The organism is Pseudenhygromyxa sp. WMMC2535 (assembly GCF_011083025.2).
In genome coordinates this window covers 6981197-6998751 of the sequence record NZ_JABJWV010000001.1, presented here as the reverse complement: position 1 = coordinate 6998751, position 17555 = coordinate 6981197, and the positions used below count along the sequence as shown (strand labels likewise).

Sequence of the window (17555 nt, the reverse complement as noted above, 5' to 3'; positions counted from 1 at the left end):
CGGAGGATAACTGAGTCTTCGTTCAGTGCAAGCCACAGGGCTGGGTTCGGCAGATTTCACGCAGCGGTTGCTAGTTTGGCTGCGTGAGTCTCGAAGCCCGTCATGACTGGTTGCTCGCCCAGATCGAGGAGATCGCAGACATGGCGCGCAAGGTCGCCCTGCTCGTCGATGGACGAGCGGCCGACGCCGAGACCGCGGCCCTTCGAGCCGAGACCGAAGCCGAAGCCGCGGCGGTCGAGGCCGAGCTCGAGGCGCTGCTCGAGTCACGCTACGAGCACAGCCACGTCGCCATGGTCGACCCCCGCACGGCCGCCCGGATCCTCCGCCCGCCCCAGCGCATCTGCGCTTATGCCCGGCTACTCGCCGCCCGCGCGGAGCTCCTCGCCGCCCGCGGGGACGAGCCCGCGGCCCGGCGCAGCGAGGGGCGGGCCCTGGCCCTGATGCTCGAGGCCTCGACACTCGAGGACGACCCCGAGCGCGTCGACCGGGCGTTCATCGCTGCCCTCGCAGGGCGTGAGCCTCCGCTGGCCACCGGCGGACGCCAGCGCGCCCTGCTGCGTGCGTTGGGCCTGTAGCCGCGGCCACCCCTTGGGCGAGCGCCTCGCTGTGCGCTCGCGGGATCCCGCAGGCCCCCACGAGCGGCCTATACTCTTCGGACCCCTCGAGAGCACCACCGTGACCGCCTCGCGTCTCCCCTGCCCCATCGCCCCTGCCCTCGCCGCCTTCGCCTTCGTCCTCCTCGCCGCCAACCCAGCGCAGGCCGAGGAGCCCGCGAGCGCGGACGATGGCGGTGAGGCCGGCGTGAGCACCACGGCCTCGATCTCCCTGGGCGAGGGATCCAACGCCGAAGCCAACACCGACGCCGAGGGCCAGCGCTGGATCGACAAATTTCCCCCCGAGCCGATGATGCTCGAGCTCGGCATCTACGGCGGCGTGTTCTTCCCCTCGCCGATCATCGAGCTCTTCGAGCCCGACCTCGCGCTCCCCGACCAGGGCCGCAAGCAGTTCAGCCTCGTCGCCCCCGACATCGGCCTGCGCGCGGGCTTTTATCCCCTGCGTCACTTTGGCGTCGAAGCCGAGGGCGGGGCGATGTTCGGCAAGCTGCGCGAGGGCGGCTCCGCCCAGATGTGGCACGCCCGCGGCCACCTCGTCGGGCAGATCGGCCTGTGGCGGCTGACCCCCTTCGTCGTCGCCGGCGCCGGGGCGATCGGCGTGGCCAGCCCCCGCGACGCCGTGGGCAGCGAGGCCGACATCGCGGTCCACTTCGGCGCCGGCCTCAAGTTCTTCATCAACTACTGGCTGCTCCTGCGCCTCGATCTGCGCGACAACCTGACCAACAAGATCGGCGTCGGCGAGGGCGTGACCCACAGCCCCGAGATCCTCCTCGGCCTGTCCGTGACCCTCAACCGCCACGAGGACCGCCCGCTGCGCGACCGCGACGGCGACGGCATCCCCGACCGCGACGACATGTGCCCGCGCGAGCCCGGGCCCGCGCCCACGGGCTGCCCGCCCGACGCCGACAAGGACGCGATCCCCGACGAGGACGACGCCTGCCCCGACCAACCCGAGACCCGCAACGGCTACGACGACGACGACGGCTGCCCCGACGTCGTGCCCGAGGAGTTCGCGAGCTTGGCCGGCATCCTCGAGGGCATCAACTTCGACACCGATAAGGACATCATCAAGCGCGACTCCAAGCCGATCCTGGACGCGGCCGTCGAGACGCTCGAGAAGTTCCCCCAGGTCCACATCGAGATCAGCGGACACACCGACTCGCGCGGCGGCTACGAGCACAACATGGACCTCTCCCAGCGCCGGGCCGAGTCCGTGCGCAACTACCTGGTCGAGGCTGGCATCGACGAGGCGCGGATCGAGACGCGCGGGGCCGGGCCCAACGAGCCGATCGACACCAACGACACCAGCGAGGGCCGGGCCAACAACCGGCGCATCGAGGTCAAGATCCTCACCCACTGACCGCGCCGCGCACGATCGAAAAGGGCGAACTCGGCACGCGAGCTCGCCCTTCTTCGTGGCAAATCGTGACGGGTCGCGGCCGTCCGGGCGCGGCCTGGGCCTCAGCTCCCGAACTGGCGGACGACGTCGCGGCCGATGACCAGGCGCTGAATCTCGCTGGTCCCCTCGTAGATCATCGTCACGCGCACGTCCCGGAGGTAGCGCTCGATCGGGAAGTCGGCGGTGTAGCCGTAGCCGCCGAGCATCTGCAGCGCGCGGTTGCAGGCCGTGAACGCGCGCTCGCTGGCGAAGAGCTTGGCCATGGAGGCCTCGCGGGTGAAGGGCTTGCCCTGCTCCTTGAGCCAGGCGGCGCGCAGGGCCAGCAGGCGGGCCGCGGACAGCTCCGTGGCGCTGTCGGCCATGTACCACTGGAGGGCCTGGAAGGAGGCGATCGGCCGGCCGAACTGCTTGCGCTCCGTGGCGTAGCGGTTGGCGAACTCGCTGGCCGCCAGGCCCACGCCCAGGGCCAAGCTGGCGATCCCCACGCGCCCGCCGTCGAGGGCCATCATCGCGATCGGGAAGCCGCGCTCGAGCTCGCCGAGCAGGGCCTCGTCGCCGACCTCGACGCCCGAGAACTCGAGCGCCGTGGTCGGGCTGCCGCGCTGGCCGAGCTTCTCCTCGGGCTTGCCCGCCGTCAGCCCCGGGGCGTCGCCGGGGACCAGGAAGCAAGACACGCCCTTGGTGCCCGGGGCGTCGCTGGTCCGCGCCCAGACCACGAACAGCCCGGCGTCGGTGCCCGAGGTGATCCACAGCTTGGAGCCGTCGATGACCCAGCCCTTGTCGGTCTTGCGCGCTCGCGTGGCCATGCCGCCCGGATCGCTGCCGGCCCCGGCCTCGGACAGGGCGAAGCCGCCGACGACGTAGTCGCCGCTGCACAGCTTCTCGACGTGCTCGCTGCGCTGATCCGAATTGCCGAAGGCCGTGACGACCTCGGCGACCATGTTGGACACGCACAGCGCCACGGTCGTCGCCGCGCAGGCCCGCGCGAGCTCGGTGACCGCGAGGCTGTAGGCCACCGCCCCGGCCTCGACCCCGCCGTACTCCGCGGGCACGTTGATGCCCAGGAGCCCGAGCTCCGCGGCCTCGGCCAGCGCAGCCCGGGGGAAGCGGTGCTCACGATCGAGCTCGGCCGCCGCCGGGGCGAGGGTCCGCTCGGCGAACTGCCGAGCGGTGTTGCGGATCATCTCCTGGGTCTCGTTGAGCTCGAATTCCATGAACTCGGCTACCAGGCCTCGCCGACGCTGCCGTTGTAGGTGTGGGTGTAGGTCACCTCGGGCGCGGGATCGAATTCCCACTTGTAGGCCTTCTCCTCCACACAAGACGCGAACTCCTCGGCCTTGCGCGGCTCGGCCCCGCCCTCGCTCACGTACTCACCCTCGGCGTTTGGCGTCCGCCGCTCCATGATGTCGTGCTCGAGCACCGTGGCCGCGCTGACCATGCCCGAGGGCTCGATGGTGAACTCGATCGAGAACTCGCCGGCGAGCCAGCGGTTCTCGAGGCGCGACATCTCTTTTTCGAGGCAGTTCTCGAAGTCCGTGACCCACACGGTGCTGATCGCGTCCTGGATCGACGCCTGGGTGCGCGGGTCGATCGAGTCGCCCTGATCCTCGACGGTCTCGTAGTCCGCCGCGACCATGTCCTGGGAGTACTTGTCGCCCGAGTACTCGGCGAGCAGGTCCTCGTTGGTGGGCTTCTTGCGGTTCGCGCAGCCGGTCGCGTTGACGCTGGTGGCCAGCAGCCCGAGGACGGCGAGGCTCGTGGGGAGGGTGAAGTTCATGCGCATCTGCTTGCTCCTGTAGGCGGGTCGCGTTCAGCCCAGCGCCCGGATGAGGTTCGAGGCTATCACCACGCGCTGAGTCTCGCTGGTGCCCTCGTAGATCTCGGTGATCTTGGCGTCGCGATAGAAGCGCTCGGCCGGATACTCGCTGACGTAGCCGTTGCCGCCGAAGATCTGCACGCCGTTCTTGGCGACCTTGTTGGCGACCTCCGAGGCCATCAGCTTGCACATCGCGGACTCGGTGCTGTGGCGCTTGCCCGCGGCCTTGAGCGCGGCGGCGCGGTAGGTCAGCAGCCGGGCGGCGTCGATCTCCATGGCCATGTCGGCGAGCATGAAGCTGATCGCCTGGTGGTCGGCGATCGCCTTGCCGAAGGTCTTGCGCTCGGTGGCGTAGCGCGCCGCGGCCTCGAAGGCTCCGCGGGCGATGCCCAGGGCCTGGGCGGCGATGCCGATGCGTCCGCAGTCGAGGGTGCTCATCGCGACCTTGAAGCCCTGGCCGACCTCGCCGATCAGCCGCTCGGGGCCGACGTAGTGATCGGTGAAGAAGATCTGGCACGAGTGGCTGGCGCGGATGCCCAGCTTGTCGTCCTTGGGCCCGCGGCTGACCCCCTCGCCGTTCATGTCGATGATGAAGGCCGAGATCCCGCGGTGGCCCTTGGCCTTGTCGGTCATGCACATCAAGATGCCGGTGTCCGCCTGCGGGCCGTTGGTGATCCAGTTCTTGACCCCGTTGATCACGAAGCCCTCGCCCTTGGGCTCGGCCACGGTCTTCTGCGCCGCGGCGTCGGAGCCGGCCTCGGGCTCGCTGAGCATGAAGCAGCCCAGCTTCTCACCGGTGGCCAGGGGCTCGAGCCAGCGCTGCTTTTGCTCCTCGCTCGCCCACTTGCGCAGCGGGTCGCAGACCAGCGAGTTGTTGACCGACATGATCACGCCGGTCGAGGCACAGACCGCGCAGATCTCCTCCATGGCGATCACGTAGGCGATCGGATCGAAGCCGGAGCCGCCGTACTCGGGCTCGACCTCGATGCCCATGAAGCCGAGCTCGCCGAGCTCCTCGACGAGCTCCTTGGGGAAGCGCGCCTGCTTGTCGATCTCCGCGGCGATCGGCGCCACGCTGCGCTGGGCAAACTCTCGGGCCGTGCGACGGACCGCCTCGTGCTCTTCGCTGAACTCGAAATCCATGATCTTGATGGCTCCTGCTTGCTGCTTGATGCGGGCTGCTTGCTGCGGGCTACTCGCCCTCGAACTCGGCCGAGCGCTTGTCGAGGAAGGCGCGCATGCCCTCGCTCTGATCCGCGCTGTCGAACAGCCCGGCGAAGGCCTCGACCTCGAGCTGGTTGGCGGCCGCCAGGGGCAGCTCGGCGCCCTGGTGGACCACGCGTTTGGCCTCGGCGACGGCCAGCGGGCCCATCTGGGCCACGGTCGCGACGATGCCCAGGCAGGTGTCGAGGAGCGCCTCGGGGGCGACCACGCGGTTGACCAGGCCGATGCGCAGGGCCTCGTCGGCGCGGATCATCTCGCCGCTGACGCACAGCTCGATGGCCCGGGCCACGCCCACGCGCCGGCTCAGGCGCTGGGTCCCGCCGAAGCCGGGGATGACCCCGAGCTTGACCTCGGGCTGGCCGAACTTGGCCTTCTCGCTGGCGATGATGAAGTCACAGGCCAGCGCGAGCTCGCAGCCGCCGCCGAGGGCGAAGCCGTTGACGGCCGCGATCACCGGGACGCCGAGGTTGGCGAGCATCTCGCCCACGGCGTGGCCCTGGCTGGCGAAGGTCATGGCCGCGTCGCGGTCCATGTCGACCATGGCGGCGATGTCGGCTCCGGCCACGAAGGCCTTGTCGCCGCCGCCGGTGATGATCACGCCACGCACCGAGCGGTCGCCGGCCTCGAGCGCCTGGCTCAGGGCCTCGATCGCCCGGGACAGCTCGGCGATCACCTGGGGGTTGAGGGCGTTGAGCGCCTTGGGGCGGTCGACGGTGATGATCCGCGCGGCGCCGCGGTCTTCGATCTTCAGGGTCTCGAATTCAGCCATGGCTGCGCTCACTTGCTGTAGTCGTAAAAGCCCCGCCCGACCTTGCGGCCGAGCCAGCCCGCGGCCACGTGCATGCGCAGCACGTTGGCCGCCCGGTACTTGTCGTCGCCGAGCTCGCGGTGGAGCACGTCGGCGATCGCCAGGCAGGTGTCGAGGCCGATCAGATCGGCGAGGGCCAGCGGGCCCATGGGGTGGTTGAGGCCGAGCTTGATGCCCGTGTCGATGTCCTCGGCCGAGCCCAGGCCCTCCTGGAGCGCGAAGCAGGCCTCGTTGATCAGCGGGATCAGGATGCGGTTGACGATGAAGCCCGGCGAGTCCTTGGAGGTGATCACCGTCTTGCCGAGCTTCTCGGCCAGCGCGCGGGTCGCCTCGTAGGTGGCGTCGTCCGTGGGCAGGCCGCGGATCAGCTCGACCAGCTTCATGATCGGCACCGGGTTCATGAAGTGCATGCCGACGACCTTGGTCGGGCGGCTGGTCTGCGCGCCGATCATCGTGATCGAGATCGACGAGGTGTTGGTCGCGAGGATCGCGTCGGGCCCGAGGACCTCGTCGAGCTGGCGAAAGAGCTTCTTCTTGAGCTCGATGTTCTCGGTCGCCGCCTCGATGGCGAAGTCGGCCTTGGCCAGGCCGGGGATGCCGTCGACGCAGGTGATGCGCTCGAGCGCGGCCTGCTTGTCGGCCTCGGCCAGCTTGCCCTTGGCCACGGCCTTGCTCATGAACTTGTCGATCCCGGCCTTGCCGGCCTCGGCGCGGGCGAGATCGACGTCGGCGAGGAGGACCTGGTAGCCGGCCTGTGCGGCGACCTGGGCGATGCCGCCGCCCATCTGGCCGGCGCCCAACACTGCGATGGTCTGAATGCTCATGGGGTGTTCTCTGGGGGGATTCGTGCGTGTCGCCGGCTCAGCGCTCGACCATCAGGGCCACGGCCTCACCGCCGCCGAGGCACAGCGACGCGACACCGCACTTCTTGTCGAGCTGCTTCATGGCGTAGAGCAGCGTGACGAGGATGCGCGCGCCCGAGCAGCCGATCGGGTGGCCGAGGGCGACCGCGCCGCCGCGCACGTTGATGCGCTCGCCGGGGATCGAGAGCTTGTCTTGGTTGGCCAGGGCGACCACCGAGAAGGCCTCGTTGATCTCCCAAAGATCGACGTCGGCGACGGACTTGCCGGTCTTGTCGAGCAGGGTCTTCATCGCGCCGGCCGGGGCGGTGGTGAACCACTCGGGGGCCTGAGCGTGGCCGGCGTAGCCGGTGATCGTGGCCAGGGGGGTGAGCCCGCGGGCGTCGGCCTGTTCCTTGGACATGACCACCAAGGCCGCGGCGCCGTCGTTGATCGCGGGCGCGTTGCCGGCGGTCACGGTCCCGTCCTTCTTGAAGGCCGCGCGCAGCTTGGGCAGCTTCTCGATGTTGCCGCGGAAGGGCTCCTCGTCGTCCTCGACGACGACCGGATCCCCCTTGCGCTGGGGGACCTCGACGGGGACGATCTCCTCGGCGAAGAAGCCCTCCTTGATCGAGTTTTGCGCGCGGCGGTAGCTGTCGGCGGCGAACTCGTCCTGGCGCTCGCGGTCGATCCCGCACTCCTCGGCGCACAGCTCCCCGGCGTTGCCCATGTGGAAGTCGTTGTAGGGGTCCCACAGCCCGTCGTAGACCATGCCGTCGACGAGCTCCTTGTTGAACATGCGCAGGCCCGTGCGCGCGCCGGGCAGCAGGTAGGGCACGTTCGACATCGACTCCATGCCGCCGGCCACGAAGACCTCGCCGTCGCCGGCCTTGATGGCCTGGGCCGCGAGCATCACGGCCTTGAGGCCCGAGCCGCACACCTTGTTGAGGGTGACCGCGCCCACGGAGTCGGGCAGGCCTGCGCCCTTGGCGGCCTGACGCGCGGGGGCCTGACCGGCGCCGGCGGGGAGCACCATGCCCATGAGGACCTCGTCGATGTCCTTGCCCTCGACCTTCGCGCGCTCGAGGGCGGCGGCGATGGCGATGGAGCCTAGCTGGGTGCCTTTGAGCGGGGCCAAGGAGCCCTGGAAGCTACCGATGGGAGTGCGGGCGGCGCTGACGATGACGACTTCGCGGGACATTGGATACTCACCTCTCCTGGCGAGCCCCCGAGCAGCGTCGGAGCACCACGGAGGTGAGCGGCGCGGGAGCGCCCCGGGGCACGGCCATGTGCGGGTTACCACGGGGCCGACGGGCTTCAAAGGGGGTTTTGAGGGGTGTAGACGTGCGTTTGCGCGAACGCTCCGTGAGGAGCACTCGCGCAAACACGCCCGCCAAACCCTGCGAGCAATGGCTCGGCGTCGAGATGGATTGCACCACCCCGACGCACCTGTCGCCAAGGCTGAACGCTGCCGCGGCGATCACTTCTTGGGCGGAGGCGGCGGCGGAGAGGTCATGGCCTTGCCGGCCTCCTTCTCCTTGCCCGTCGCCGCGCGCACGCTGACGACCTTCACGCCCATGTTGATCGTCTTGCCCGCCAGCGGGTGGATCATCGCCACGGTCACGCTCTCATCGGTGACCTCGCGGACGGCGAGGTGCAGCGGTTGGCCGTTGGGCATCTTGGCGACGAACTTCGAGCCGACCTCGAACTTGGTGTCCTCGGGGAACTCGCTGCGCGCCATGACGTTGGTCGGCGCGTCGTCCTCGGTGCCGAAGGCCTCCTCCGGCGGGATCTCGAAGGTCTCCTCGGCGCCCGCCTCGAGGCCGACGAGGTGCTTGTCGAGGCCGGGGATCAACGACTGGCTGCCAACGAGGATCGCGATGGGTCCGGAGATGTCCGAGCTCTCGACGATCTCACCTTCTGCCGTGGTGATGTCGTAGCTGATCGTTGCGACGGTGCCTTGCTCGATCTTCACATCGACAGTGTAGGCGCCCGAGTCGCCGCGAAGCTAGGGCCGGGGGCGGCAAAAAGCGTCTTTGCCCTCACCTGCCCGCGCGTCACCATTGGCACCGAAATGGGCTCCAGCCCCGCGCAGGGGAGCTCCTGCGCGGCCCTCGTCCGCCTCGTCCTCGCTCGAGTCCGCAGCGAGATCGGCGAGCCAGATCCACAGGCTGGACCGCGCTCGGCTGTTCGCGCTCGCCGGCGCGCGGCGTGATCGCCTACTCGGTGACGACCACGGCGCTGGGCTCGGCCCCCATCACGCCGGGCATGGCCGCCGCCCACCCCTCGGGCAGCTTGGGCTCCGTGAAGCCGAAGAGCCAGCGCGCGTCGGCCGGCGAGAGGTTCACGCAGCCGTGACTTCGGACCAGGCCAAAGCCCCCGTGCCAAAAGGCGCCGTGGAGCGCGACGCTGTTGGAGAAGTACTGCGTCCAGGGCACGTCCTCGATGGAGTAGGCCTCCTCCTCCACGGGCTGATCGCGCATGGAGGTGACGATGAACTTGCTCTGCACCCGGTGAACCCCGACTGGGGTCATGCCGGGCTCCTTGCCCGTGGACACGATCGTCGCGAACACCGGGGTGTCGCCGATGTAGGCGACCAGGGTCTGCTCGGAGAGATCGACGTGGATCCAGCGCTCGTCGGCGCTCAGGCCCGTGGGGCGCTTGATCTTCTCGGCCGCGGCCACGGCGTAGGCGCGCATCAGGTTGCCCTCGTCGTCCTCGTAGTAGTCGTAGTCGCCGATTCGGACCTTGCGCGAGAAGGGGTGCGTGGTCCGGCGCTCGGGCTTGACCCCCGTGCTCTCGAGCAGGCCGCTGTCGCCCACGCGAGACATGAGCTCGAGCTCGCGGACGATGAAGTACACCGGCAGGTTCTGCTCCGGGCCGAGCACCTGACCGCGGAAGTCCGAGCCGTCCTTCTTGCCCAGCTGGTACTTGCGCACGTAGACGCCGCGGTTGGTCTTGAGGAAGTGACGCTTGGCGTGGACGTGCTCCGAGGTGACCGTCACGTAGTAGCCAGCGTTGAGGTACTCCTTGACCACCGCGGGCACGTCGTCGGGTCGCTGCGAGCGATCCGTGGGCATCGGCTCGCGCCCGTGCGCGGCCAGCCAGGCGTTGGCCGCGGCGTCGGCCTGATCTTGCTCGGTGTAGCTGGGCAGGCGGTGAAAGAAGGGCGTCCCATCGTGATTGACGCGCCAGTAATCGAGGGGCATGGACTCCCCCACGTTGGGCTGCGCGATGTCGATGGTCCCGTCGTCCGGGGGCGTGTCGCTGACCTCGAGGCCCGCGCCCACGCAGATCCAGCCCTCGGGAAAGATCTCGTGCCAGCCGCTCGAGCAGCCCCCGCCAAAGGAGCGCTCGGCGTCGACCCGGACCCGGGTGCCTGCGCGCAGCATGCCGATGCGGTTCGACTCGAGATCCGCCCGCTCGCGGACGATCACCGCGCCCGCCGTGACCAGGCCGTGCTTGGGGAACTCGGCCTCGTGCTCGTCGGTGAACGCGACGGGGTCGTAGTAGGCCTTGGTGAACTCGCTGTAGTGGCCGTCCGCGTCCGGGGCGAAGGGCCCCGTGGGCGCGCCGACCTCTGCGTCCTCGGCCGCGCGCTGCTTGGCGCCGGCCGCCGCCATCTCCTCGACCGCGGGCCCGCGGGTCTTCTCGGGCGTAGCCCCGGCCTGAGCCAGGGTCGCCTCGTCGCCCGCTTCTTCGTCCTCACTCGCCGCGACCTCCTGTGATGCCGGCGCACGGGGGCCCGCGAGCTCATAGCCCGCGACCGTCACGCCTGCGCCGATCAGGAAGCCGCCGAAGATCTCCAGTGCTCGCTGGGTGTCCATGCCGCCTCGGGCCGCCGACCATAGTCACGGGTCCGTGCGCCGGCAAGCCGGTGCGAGGACGCACGGGCTGTGGGGTGCATTCCGCGGCCAGGGCTTGCGCCCCTTCCTCGCTTCGGTCCATCCTCGCTGCGTGACCTTTGCGGTCCCTGCGCCGAGCCGAAGGCTGACGATCACGACGCTGAGCATCGGGTTGAGCCTCGCGCTCGGCTCGCTGGTCAGCGCAGACGCCCTCGCGGCCCCGAGCCCCGCGGCCCAGCCCGAAGCGCTCGACGACCCAGACGCGCCCGAGGCAGCCCCAGAAGCGGACTCGGCCGACGCAGACAGTTCAGCCCCCGAGACCCCTGCGCCCGCGGCAGATGGCGATCCGGCGAACCCCGACGCCAGCGACGGAGACCTCGGGGCCATCGACGACGTCAGCGCGGACCCAGACCCCGAGGCCGAAGTCGCCGAAGTCGCCGAAGTCGACGAAGTCGACGACGATCAAGCCAGCGTCGAGGACGAGACCTTCGAGCCCGAGGCGCCGCCTCCCGAAGAAGACCCGGATCCAGCGGTCATCCGCCCGCCGCGGATCGACGGCCCCTACGTCGGCGGCGTCGCCTTTGGCAGCGTGAGCTTCGCCTCGGTCCTCAACCTCGACACCCCCTCCCCCTTTGGCGGCGGCGGCGTGTTCGTGCAGGCCGGCGACGCCGTGTTCCCGTGGATGAGCGTCGGCATCGCCGTCGGCGGTCAGGTCGGCCTGGTCTCCCAGCGCCCACGCCAGCGCCTCGTCGGCGGCTCGCTCCTCGTCGAGCTCGGCTTCATGCCCCTGCACAAACTCCACAGGCCGCTGTCGATCCGCGTGGGCTTTGGCTTTGGCGGCGGGACGATCCGCGAGGCAGGCGCCGAAGACCGCTCGGGCTTTGGCGGCGCGAGCTTCAAGGGCTCGCTGCGCTACGAGTTCTTCCCCCTGGCCGAGCGCAAGCGGCCCGATCGCGGCGGCGGCTGGGCCATCGGTCCCGAGCTCGGCTGGCTGGGCGCGACGCCGGCGGCCAAGGGCCAGCCCTTCGTGAACACGATCCTGCTCGGGCTCTCGACGAGCCTCTACTTTGGGAGCTGACCAAACGGCCCAACTCGGGCTCCCCGCTGTCCGTCGAGATCCTCGAAGATGGCGGGCATGTGGCAACACGGCAAGACTCCACTGACCTTCCCTCCTCTTCTGGCGGTGCTCCTCACCGCGCCCACGTGGGCCTGCACGGCTGCTCACTGCGAGCTCTTCCCGCATAGATGCGTCGCTGGTGATGAGACCGAGACCAGCGAGAGCTCGGGGCCCGAGGAGACCAGCGACGGCGACAGCGAGAGCGGGACTGAGGGCGCCGAGACCAGCTCCGACGCCACGGAGGTGACCGAAGACTCTGGCTCCGAGGAGAGCTCTGGCTCTGAAGAGGAGTCCAGCTCCGAAGAGGAGTCCAGCTCCGAAGAGGGCGCGGGCACCATCGAGGACTCTGGCACCATCGAGGACTCTGGCTCCACCGAGGACTCTGGCTCCACCGAGGACTCCGGCTCCAGCGAAGACTCTGGCGACAGCGAAGACTCCTGCGAAGAGGAAGACTGCCTCGAGGAAGACAGCAGCGAAGAACCAGTATGTGGCAATGGCGTGGTCGAGGGCGAGGAGCAGTGCGACGACGGCAACATGATCGACGACGACGGCTGCGACAACGACTGCACCTTCTCCTCCACCCCCGCCTGAAGGCAGAGACGACACCGGCACGCCATCTTGCCTCCCGGCCCCTGCCGGCCCTTTGCCTGGCGAGCGGCGCCGGCAGGGTGTTTAGGGGCGTGAGGCGTGAGGACGCCTCAATCCGTCGCGTAGCTACATCCCTGCGCCCCCGCGATCGCGTCGACGAGCTCCTGCGGGTGGGTGAACTGATAGACGTGGATCGCCTCGGCCCCGTAGACCGGCACGAAGCAGCTCGAGCCCGTGTCACCGCTGAGGTGCTGATAGAGCACCTCGCTCTCCCCCAGCTGGACGTAGACGTCCTCCTGGTAGGCGACGACCCGCAGCCGAGTGTCGTCGACGAAGAGCCCCGCGCTCGCCGAGGGTCGCCCGCTGTAGTCCCCCGTGCCGTTGAGCTGCTCGATCGCGCGTAGCGGCTCGCCCAGGGCGTTGAAGCCGGCGGCCTCGATCTCCGCCGCGCTCGGGGCGTTGGGCACGACCCCGCCCTGCGTGTCCGTGAAGTAGAAGGCCGGCCACAGCGACACGGGGATCTCGAAGAGCATGCCGTGCACGGGGTCGTCGACGGCGTAGGCCGCGAGCAGCCCGCTCAAGTCGCCGCTATCCCCCAGCGCCCAGGGCACCTCGGCCGGGAGGTCGGAGGCCACCAAGATGGCCTCGTCGATGTCGTAGCGCTGCTCGAGGCTGCTGCCCTCGTCGACGAGGCGCTGCTGGAGCATCTGCACCAAGGTCCCGCCCATGCTGTGGCCGAGGATGGTCTTGGGCTCGACGTCCATGGCGTCGAGCCGCGAGAGGATCTGCTCCATGGCGGTGACGTAGTCGAAGAGATCGAGGTCCCCAAACTGCGCGCCCTCGGGCACGCCGCTGTTGCCACGCAGGGGCATGTCGGGCGCGAGCACGCAGCCGCCCAGGGCCTCGGCGTAAGGTCGCCACGAGGCCGCCGCGAACACGCCGCCATGAAAGGCGATCTGGCAGTGCTTGGCGTCGAGGTCGCCGTAGACGTTGACGAAGATGTCCACGCTGACGCCCGGCCGCAGCGCGACGTCCTCGAGCATGATCCCTGGCGTGCCGTCGGCTCCAATGGTCAGGGGGACATGACCGCAGCGCAGCGTGAGGGCGTCGTCATCGTCGGCAGGCTCGACACACGAGGCACAGGCCAGCGCAGCGAGGGTCACCAGTGAGGCGGCATGGAGGCGATGTTGGGAGTGCTTCACCCCCTCAGTCTGACAGCCGGCGGCCGTGGCCCCAGGTGACGATTCGGGGTTCGTTGCGCGCTCGGGCACAAACCCTGTCGGCGTCGCACTCCAACCCCGCGAGATCGTACGTCTTTTTGGTGTAGGTGGGCGGGATCGTTTGGGAATTTTGGAGACGGGAAGTCCTCGGGAGTCCTCGAGAGTCCTCGGGGATCCGCCCTGGTTTTGGAGACGATTTGGAGACGGTGGCGTTGGCTAGGGCTCGGGTTTTTTTGGAGGATCTTGCTCGGGGTCTTGCCTCCAGCGTTTAGCAAACTCAAGGCTTTTCTTTGCGACGTTCACAAGTTTTTGCAGACTATCTTCTTTCATCGTGAGTTCTGCTTGCTCCTGATAAAGTCGCGTCATCTGCTTATTCCAACTTGCAACATGTCGCTCAAAGGGTTCAAAATGATCACCAAACAGCGTTGAACACCTGCCACTCATAGGCCCGTGGCAGTGAGAGCCACTCGCCGCAGTCCATTGGCCTCGAATAGCAAAAGGCTCGGCACTGAAAGCCATCTTTTCCACTACCTCAATTTCAGTCTCAGTCTCAGTCTGTAGCCTATGGTCGCGGTCAGGCCTCTCGCAATCCCTGCTGGGGCTGGAGCCAATCGCGTAGAATTTGTCTTTTGGTGTTTCGAGAAAAAACGAGTGCCCTGGTACACGCCGTACCAGGGCATAGCAAGAGACCGTTGAAGCGTAGGAGCATCGACCACTCGTCCAGCCGAAGCCACGCCAGACACTAACCTGGCGAGTCCCCGGCTTCAGTTCGCGGTGTTTCTTTTGTATTGCTGACTTAATGCGGACAAGGTCGGACTTAACTTCAGCAAGACGCTTGTCTAGAGAGCCAGGTTTGCCATTAACGGAAAACTTAAAATAATCGACATAGGCTTCAAATACCGTTTTCCTGGCTGCCAGTGGGGTCTTGTTGAAGAAAAAAAGATCATGGTGAGTCATAAGGGCTTTCGCCATAAGCGTCACATACTGAAGTCCATTTTGCTCAACCATATACGCAGTGTTATCGAGGGACTGCAAGAGATGGTGTGTGCGGTCTTTCGTCCATTCCTCATCGTGAAAGCCGGGGTAGCTTCGAAGGTAACTCTTGATCGACGCCACTAGTGCGGTTGCATCTTGGCGCTCCCGCTCTTCTGAAACTCGACGTGATATGTAGGGTTTAAGCCCTTTGATCTCCTCAAGGATATCGATGAGTTTTTTCTCAATTCGACTTAGGCGTTTTAGGACTAATCCCCACTGGCGATCGCCGCCGTCTGCCTCAAATCGATCAAACATGAAACTCAGAACGCTGGCGACAGCTCCGATCGCGGTCCAGGGAACAGCGGACTCTACTCCGTTCGCATCCACAAAAATTACAAAGGGTAGCTCCTGATCTATAAAGTGCTCATCGTTTAGAATGGTTCGCTCCTCGCCGTTGTAGAACACGAACTGGCCGTGAGTCTTGCTGTCGTCGCTCATTTTACTACTGTACCAATATAGGTCGTGGATTGCAACCACGATCCGAGGCCGACATCTACACGCAACACATGCTAGCCAGTGACCGTAATGTGGTTCACAGATGAGTCCTTCACTCCTGCCCGCGCGAAGATCTTCACCAGTCGATTCAGCGGGAGGTGGTCACCGTACTTGCTGACGATCACGTGGGCGAGAAGCCCGGCCTCCGCCAGGCCGCGGATGATCACCTGCGGTGGCGGTGGAGCGATGACCACCGGACCGTCACCGTCACGCGGCGCGTACTTGCGGCGCTCGGTGTGGACGTGGATGAAGTGGCCGGGTCGCCAGTCGAGGGTGTGCGCGTCCACGCTGCCGATGCAGACCATCTCGCGTCCTTCGTAGTCCGACAGATCGGGCTCGATGATCCGCTTCTCGACTGGTAGGTGTTCGGGAGGACGTCGGCGTCCTCGCGTCTTCGGGGCCTCGGGCTCCGCTTCAGCGCTCGGTGGGTCGTCACATTGGTCCGCGGCCTCGATTTCTTCCTCCGAGGCCCTGTCGAGTTCGGCATCGATCCGGCCGTCGTAGGGCGCCGCAGCCTCGGCCCCGTCTTCACTTTCTCCCTCTTCGTCTCCCTCGGGCGCCTTGTCTTCCTTGGCGACGAGCCGGAGAAAGAGGTCGAGCTGGTCCGCGTCGAGCCGCTCCGACTTGCGTCCCTGCGCCGACTTGCGCAGGCGCATGAGCTCGAATTCCAGGTTCGCGGTCCGTCGCCCCAGGGTCTCGAGCAAGGCCAGCACCTCGACGACGAGCGCCTCGTGCTCGCCCTTGGCGAGTCGCTCGACCAGTCGCTCGCGGACGATGTCGAGGTTGAGGTCGTCGCCCTTGCCCACCTCTTGGGGATAGTCACGAAGTGGCTGTCGTGCAAGCGCGACTCGTCGACTTCTTCGCCTGCCAGCGAGGTTGTCGACGCGCGCCCTCGAGATCGATGCCTTCGAGGATCAGCAAGAGCTCCGCGGCCTCGAGCTCGACCTTGCCCTCACCGAGCTCGCTGCGTCGCCGCAGACGAAAGCGACCTCGCTCGAGGCGCTTGTAGTAGATGCACCAGCCCGAGCGATCCCAAAACAGGATCTTCGCCCGGTTGCCGCGACGGTTGAGGAAGACGAAGAGGTGACCCGACAGCGGGTTCTCGGCGAGTACTGTGCGGGCGACGTTGGCGAGGCCGTCGAAGCCCTTGCGCAGATCCACGGGCTCGAGCGCCACGAAGATGCGCACCGTCGGCGGCAGGCTCAGCACGTCGACCCCACGACGCGCAGCACTCGGGCGAGGTGGGCGTCGTCGACGTCGGCATCGACGAGGACCCGTGCATCGCCGAGTTCGATGACGATGGTCGAGGTCTTCGACTCGTGTTGGCCACCGGCCACGACGACCTCGGCAAAGGCGGGACTCGCAGGCAGAAGCTTCGCCCAGCGAGCGAGGCGCTGGACGTCGAGGTCGTGGTCATCGCAGAAGTCCCGCTGACGCTGGCCGCTGCGACGCCAGTGCGAGACCACTGCGGCCGCCTCTGCTCGCGTCCAGCGGCGTTTGTCGAGGATCTTGGCCAGGTTCGTGGGGGTGCTACGCATCCCCCGATCGTGGCCTGGGCTCTGCTCTGGCGGCAGATGCAGTTCACTGACCGCTTACTCCTCATCTCATGCAACCAGGGGGTTGAGTGGCAAGAAGCTTGAGCAGGTTGTTGCGGGAAGGTCAGTGGCAACAGGGGGAGGGAAGCGGGTCGACGCACTACTCAAGACTCTTGGCGTTATCAACTCGCTCTGCTTTGTTGAAATAAAAAGGCATGACACGGCTCTTTTGGAGAAGCGTGAGTACGGCGGCCGGAGCGATGTCTACTCGCCTTCACGCGAATTGACGGGCGCGGTGGCGCAGATTCAGATAACGACTCAGAAGGCCACAGTTCAGGTGAAGGAGAGGTTTGCGCCTGTAGGAGAGGACGGCGTCGAGACAGGCGAGATTCTGTACGCCATTGCACCGAAATCGCTTGTCGTTTGCGGCTCTCTCTCGGAGTTTCGTCGAGAGGGGAAGGGTCATCCCGCTAAGATACGTGCGTTCGAGCTGTATCGACGGAGCCTAAATAACCCTGAAATCATAACGTTTGATGAGTTATACGAGCGGGCTAGGTTCATTGCTGTTCCGACAGGGGTAGATGGGGATCGAGGTCCATCTTAATATATAGTTGTGTGCATGATGGGTCTAGGCACGGTAGAGGGGTGTGGGTAGTTGCAAGCCGATAGGCTGGCTTGTAACAGGTACGTTTTTCTGCCAGGTTCATCCAAGTGAATGGGCGACCAGAGCCGCATGATGGAGCGGCGCTTCCCTATCTCCTACGCGCAGACGAGGTCGCCGAACTCCTCCGTGTAAGCCGCAAAGCCGTCTACTGCATGGTCGACCGCGGCGAGATCCCCGGCGTGACCAAGATCGGCCGCCGCATCCGCTTCCACCGAGACGACCTCCTCGCCTGGCTCGAGGACCAACGCCTCGCCCACTGACCCACCTTCAGGTCAGCAACCCCCCTCCAAACCCCAACGAACCGACCACCCTCGCCCCCTCGGGCCCCACCTGTTAGACTGGGCCCGAAGACGTGC

The 17555-nt window shown here is 67.1% G+C and carries 19 protein-coding genes and 1 pseudogene; 7 read left to right on the top strand and 13 right to left on the bottom strand.

Features of this window, described 5'->3' with window-relative positions; all coding sequences use genetic code 11:
* Positions 1-83: 83 nt before the first annotated feature.
* Both G6O69_RS27215 and G6O69_RS42385 read left to right on the top strand, forming a co-directional pair.
* Entirely contained in the window at positions 84-575 is a 492-nt protein-coding gene (locus G6O69_RS27215; RefSeq protein WP_172306423.1) for a hypothetical protein, read from the top strand.
* Positions 514-1974 carry an OmpA family protein gene (locus G6O69_RS42385; protein WP_176397120.1) on the top strand — a complete coding sequence of 487 codons (1461 nt, stop codon included), beginning with the start codon at positions 514-516 and terminating at the stop codon, positions 1972-1974. The genes G6O69_RS27215 and G6O69_RS42385 overlap by 62 nt, the downstream gene beginning before the upstream one ends.
* A gap of 101 nt (positions 1975-2075) precedes the next feature.
* Here the strand turns inward: G6O69_RS42385 and G6O69_RS27205 are convergent, their stop codons facing one another.
* The 7 genes from G6O69_RS27205 to G6O69_RS27175 form a co-directional block, all read right to left on the bottom strand.
* Entirely contained in the window at positions 2076-3227 is a 1152-nt protein-coding gene (locus tag G6O69_RS27205; RefSeq protein ID WP_172306421.1) for an acyl-CoA dehydrogenase family protein, read from the bottom strand.
* An 8-nt stretch (positions 3228-3235) separates the two neighbouring features.
* Positions 3236-3796: a hypothetical protein gene (locus G6O69_RS27200; RefSeq protein ID WP_172306420.1), complete on the bottom strand. Its 561-nt coding sequence runs from the start codon at positions 3794-3796 to the stop codon at positions 3236-3238.
* Between the two features lie 27 nt (positions 3797-3823).
* Positions 3824-4972, bottom strand: a complete 1149-nt coding sequence (locus G6O69_RS27195; RefSeq protein WP_172306419.1) for an acyl-CoA dehydrogenase family protein — start codon at positions 4970-4972, stop codon at positions 3824-3826.
* Between the two features lie 49 nt (positions 4973-5021).
* Positions 5022-5822, bottom strand: coding sequence for an enoyl-CoA hydratase-related protein (locus G6O69_RS27190; RefSeq protein WP_172306418.1), 801 nt, complete (start codon positions 5820-5822; stop codon positions 5022-5024).
* 8 nt (positions 5823-5830) lie between these two features.
* Positions 5831-6685, bottom strand: a complete 855-nt coding sequence (locus tag G6O69_RS27185) for a 3-hydroxybutyryl-CoA dehydrogenase (RefSeq protein WP_172306417.1) — start codon at positions 6683-6685, stop codon at positions 5831-5833.
* 37 nt (positions 6686-6722) lie between these two features.
* On the bottom strand, positions 6723-7901 hold the full coding sequence (locus G6O69_RS27180) for an acetyl-CoA C-acyltransferase (protein WP_172306416.1): 1179 nt from the start codon (positions 7899-7901) through the stop codon (positions 6723-6725).
* A 279-nt stretch (positions 7902-8180) separates the two neighbouring features.
* Positions 8181-8675 (bottom strand): peptidylprolyl isomerase, encoded by a 495-nt coding sequence (locus G6O69_RS27175; protein WP_172306415.1) that lies wholly within the window; start codon positions 8673-8675, stop codon positions 8181-8183.
* Positions 8676-8774: 99 nt separating this feature from the next.
* On the opposite strand from G6O69_RS27175, the gene G6O69_RS27170 reads away from it, so the two are divergent.
* Positions 8775-8915 (top strand): hypothetical protein, encoded by a 141-nt coding sequence (locus G6O69_RS27170; RefSeq protein ID WP_176397119.1) that lies wholly within the window; start codon positions 8775-8777, stop codon positions 8913-8915.
* Positions 8916-8919: 4 nt separating this feature from the next.
* Here G6O69_RS27170 and G6O69_RS27165 read toward each other — a convergent pair whose 3' ends face one another.
* The gene (locus G6O69_RS27165; protein ID WP_172306414.1) at positions 8920-10527 is read right to left on the bottom strand and encodes a L,D-transpeptidase family protein; all 1608 of its coding nucleotides are present in this window, start codon (positions 10525-10527) and stop codon (positions 8920-8922) included.
* On the opposite strand from G6O69_RS27165, the gene G6O69_RS27160 reads away from it, so the two are divergent.
* The gene (locus tag G6O69_RS27160; protein WP_176397118.1) at positions 10520-11623 is read left to right on the top strand and encodes a hypothetical protein; all 1104 of its coding nucleotides are present in this window, start codon (positions 10520-10522) and stop codon (positions 11621-11623) included. The two genes, G6O69_RS27165 and G6O69_RS27160, sit on opposite strands and share 8 nt — an antisense overlap.
* A gap of 57 nt (positions 11624-11680) precedes the next feature.
* Positions 11681-12253 (top strand): DUF4215 domain-containing protein, encoded by a 573-nt coding sequence (locus G6O69_RS27155; protein ID WP_176397117.1) that lies wholly within the window; start codon positions 11681-11683, stop codon positions 12251-12253.
* Between the two features lie 107 nt (positions 12254-12360).
* Here G6O69_RS27155 and G6O69_RS27150 read toward each other — a convergent pair whose 3' ends face one another.
* The 5 genes and pseudogenes from G6O69_RS27150 to G6O69_RS27130 all read right to left on the bottom strand — a co-directional run bounded on the left by G6O69_RS27150 (position 12361) and on the right by G6O69_RS27130 (position 16538).
* A complete protein-coding gene (locus tag G6O69_RS27150) occupies positions 12361-13452 on the bottom strand; it encodes an alpha/beta hydrolase (RefSeq protein WP_172306411.1) in 1092 nt (363 codons plus the stop codon).
* Positions 13453-13686: 234 nt separating this feature from the next.
* Positions 13687-14943 (bottom strand): hypothetical protein, encoded by a 1257-nt coding sequence (locus tag G6O69_RS27145; protein WP_172306410.1) that lies wholly within the window; start codon positions 14941-14943, stop codon positions 13687-13689.
* Between the two features lie 110 nt (positions 14944-15053).
* Positions 15054-15203: pseudogene (locus G6O69_RS40640) on the bottom strand (transposase); the annotation flags it as partial.
* Positions 15204-15819: 616 nt separating this feature from the next.
* On the bottom strand, positions 15820-16209 hold the full coding sequence (gene tnpB / locus G6O69_RS27135; RefSeq protein ID WP_172304584.1) for an IS66 family insertion sequence element accessory protein TnpB: 390 nt from the start codon (positions 16207-16209) through the stop codon (positions 15820-15822).
* Positions 16203-16538, bottom strand: coding sequence for a hypothetical protein (locus tag G6O69_RS27130; protein ID WP_172304585.1), 336 nt, complete (start codon positions 16536-16538; stop codon positions 16203-16205). Before G6O69_RS27130 ends, tnpB begins: the two co-directional genes overlap by 7 nt.
* Positions 16539-16620: 82 nt before the next feature.
* On the opposite strand from G6O69_RS27130, the gene G6O69_RS27125 reads away from it, so the two are divergent.
* The gene (locus G6O69_RS27125; protein WP_172306408.1) at positions 16621-17139 is read left to right on the top strand and encodes a Shedu immune nuclease family protein; all 519 of its coding nucleotides are present in this window, start codon (positions 16621-16623) and stop codon (positions 17137-17139) included.
* Between the two features lie 107 nt (positions 17140-17246).
* Positions 17247-17459 (top strand): helix-turn-helix domain-containing protein, encoded by a 213-nt coding sequence (locus tag G6O69_RS27120; RefSeq protein WP_172306407.1) that lies wholly within the window; start codon positions 17247-17249, stop codon positions 17457-17459.
* The last annotated feature ends 96 nt before the right edge of the window (positions 17460-17555 follow it).

What these genes read in the sequence shown, in the direction of transcription:
- G6O69_RS27205 (WP_172306421.1), bottom strand. Translation starts at nt 3,227, where the DNA reads ATGGAATTCGAGCTCAACGAGACCCAGGAGATGATCCGCAACACCGCT.
- G6O69_RS27200 (WP_172306420.1), bottom strand. Translation starts at nt 3,796, where the DNA reads ATGCGCATGAACTTCACCCTCCCCACGAGCCTCGCCGTCCTCGGGCTG.
- G6O69_RS27195 (WP_172306419.1), bottom strand. Translation starts at nt 4,972, where the DNA reads ATGGATTTCGAGTTCAGCGAAGAGCACGAGGCGGTCCGTCGCACGGCC.
- G6O69_RS27190 (WP_172306418.1), bottom strand. Translation starts at nt 5,822, where the DNA reads ATGGCTGAATTCGAGACCCTGAAGATCGAAGACCGCGGCGCCGCGCGG.
- G6O69_RS27185 (WP_172306417.1), bottom strand. Translation starts at nt 6,685, where the DNA reads ATGAGCATTCAGACCATCGCAGTGTTGGGCGCCGGCCAGATGGGCGGC.
- G6O69_RS27180 (WP_172306416.1), bottom strand. Translation starts at nt 7,901, where the DNA reads ATGTCCCGCGAAGTCGTCATCGTCAGCGCCGCCCGCACTCCCATCGGT.
- G6O69_RS27170 (WP_176397119.1), top strand. Translation starts at nt 8,775, where the DNA reads ATGGGCTCCAGCCCCGCGCAGGGGAGCTCCTGCGCGGCCCTCGTCCGC.
- G6O69_RS27165 (WP_172306414.1), bottom strand. Translation starts at nt 10,527, where the DNA reads ATGGACACCCAGCGAGCACTGGAGATCTTCGGCGGCTTCCTGATCGGC.
- G6O69_RS27155 (WP_176397117.1), top strand. Translation starts at nt 11,681, where the DNA reads ATGTGGCAACACGGCAAGACTCCACTGACCTTCCCTCCTCTTCTGGCG.
- G6O69_RS27145 (WP_172306410.1), bottom strand. Translation starts at nt 14,943, where the DNA reads ATGAGCGACGACAGCAAGACTCACGGCCAGTTCGTGTTCTACAACGGC.
- G6O69_RS27130 (WP_172304585.1), bottom strand. Translation starts at nt 16,538, where the DNA reads ATGCGTAGCACCCCCACGAACCTGGCCAAGATCCTCGACAAACGCCGC.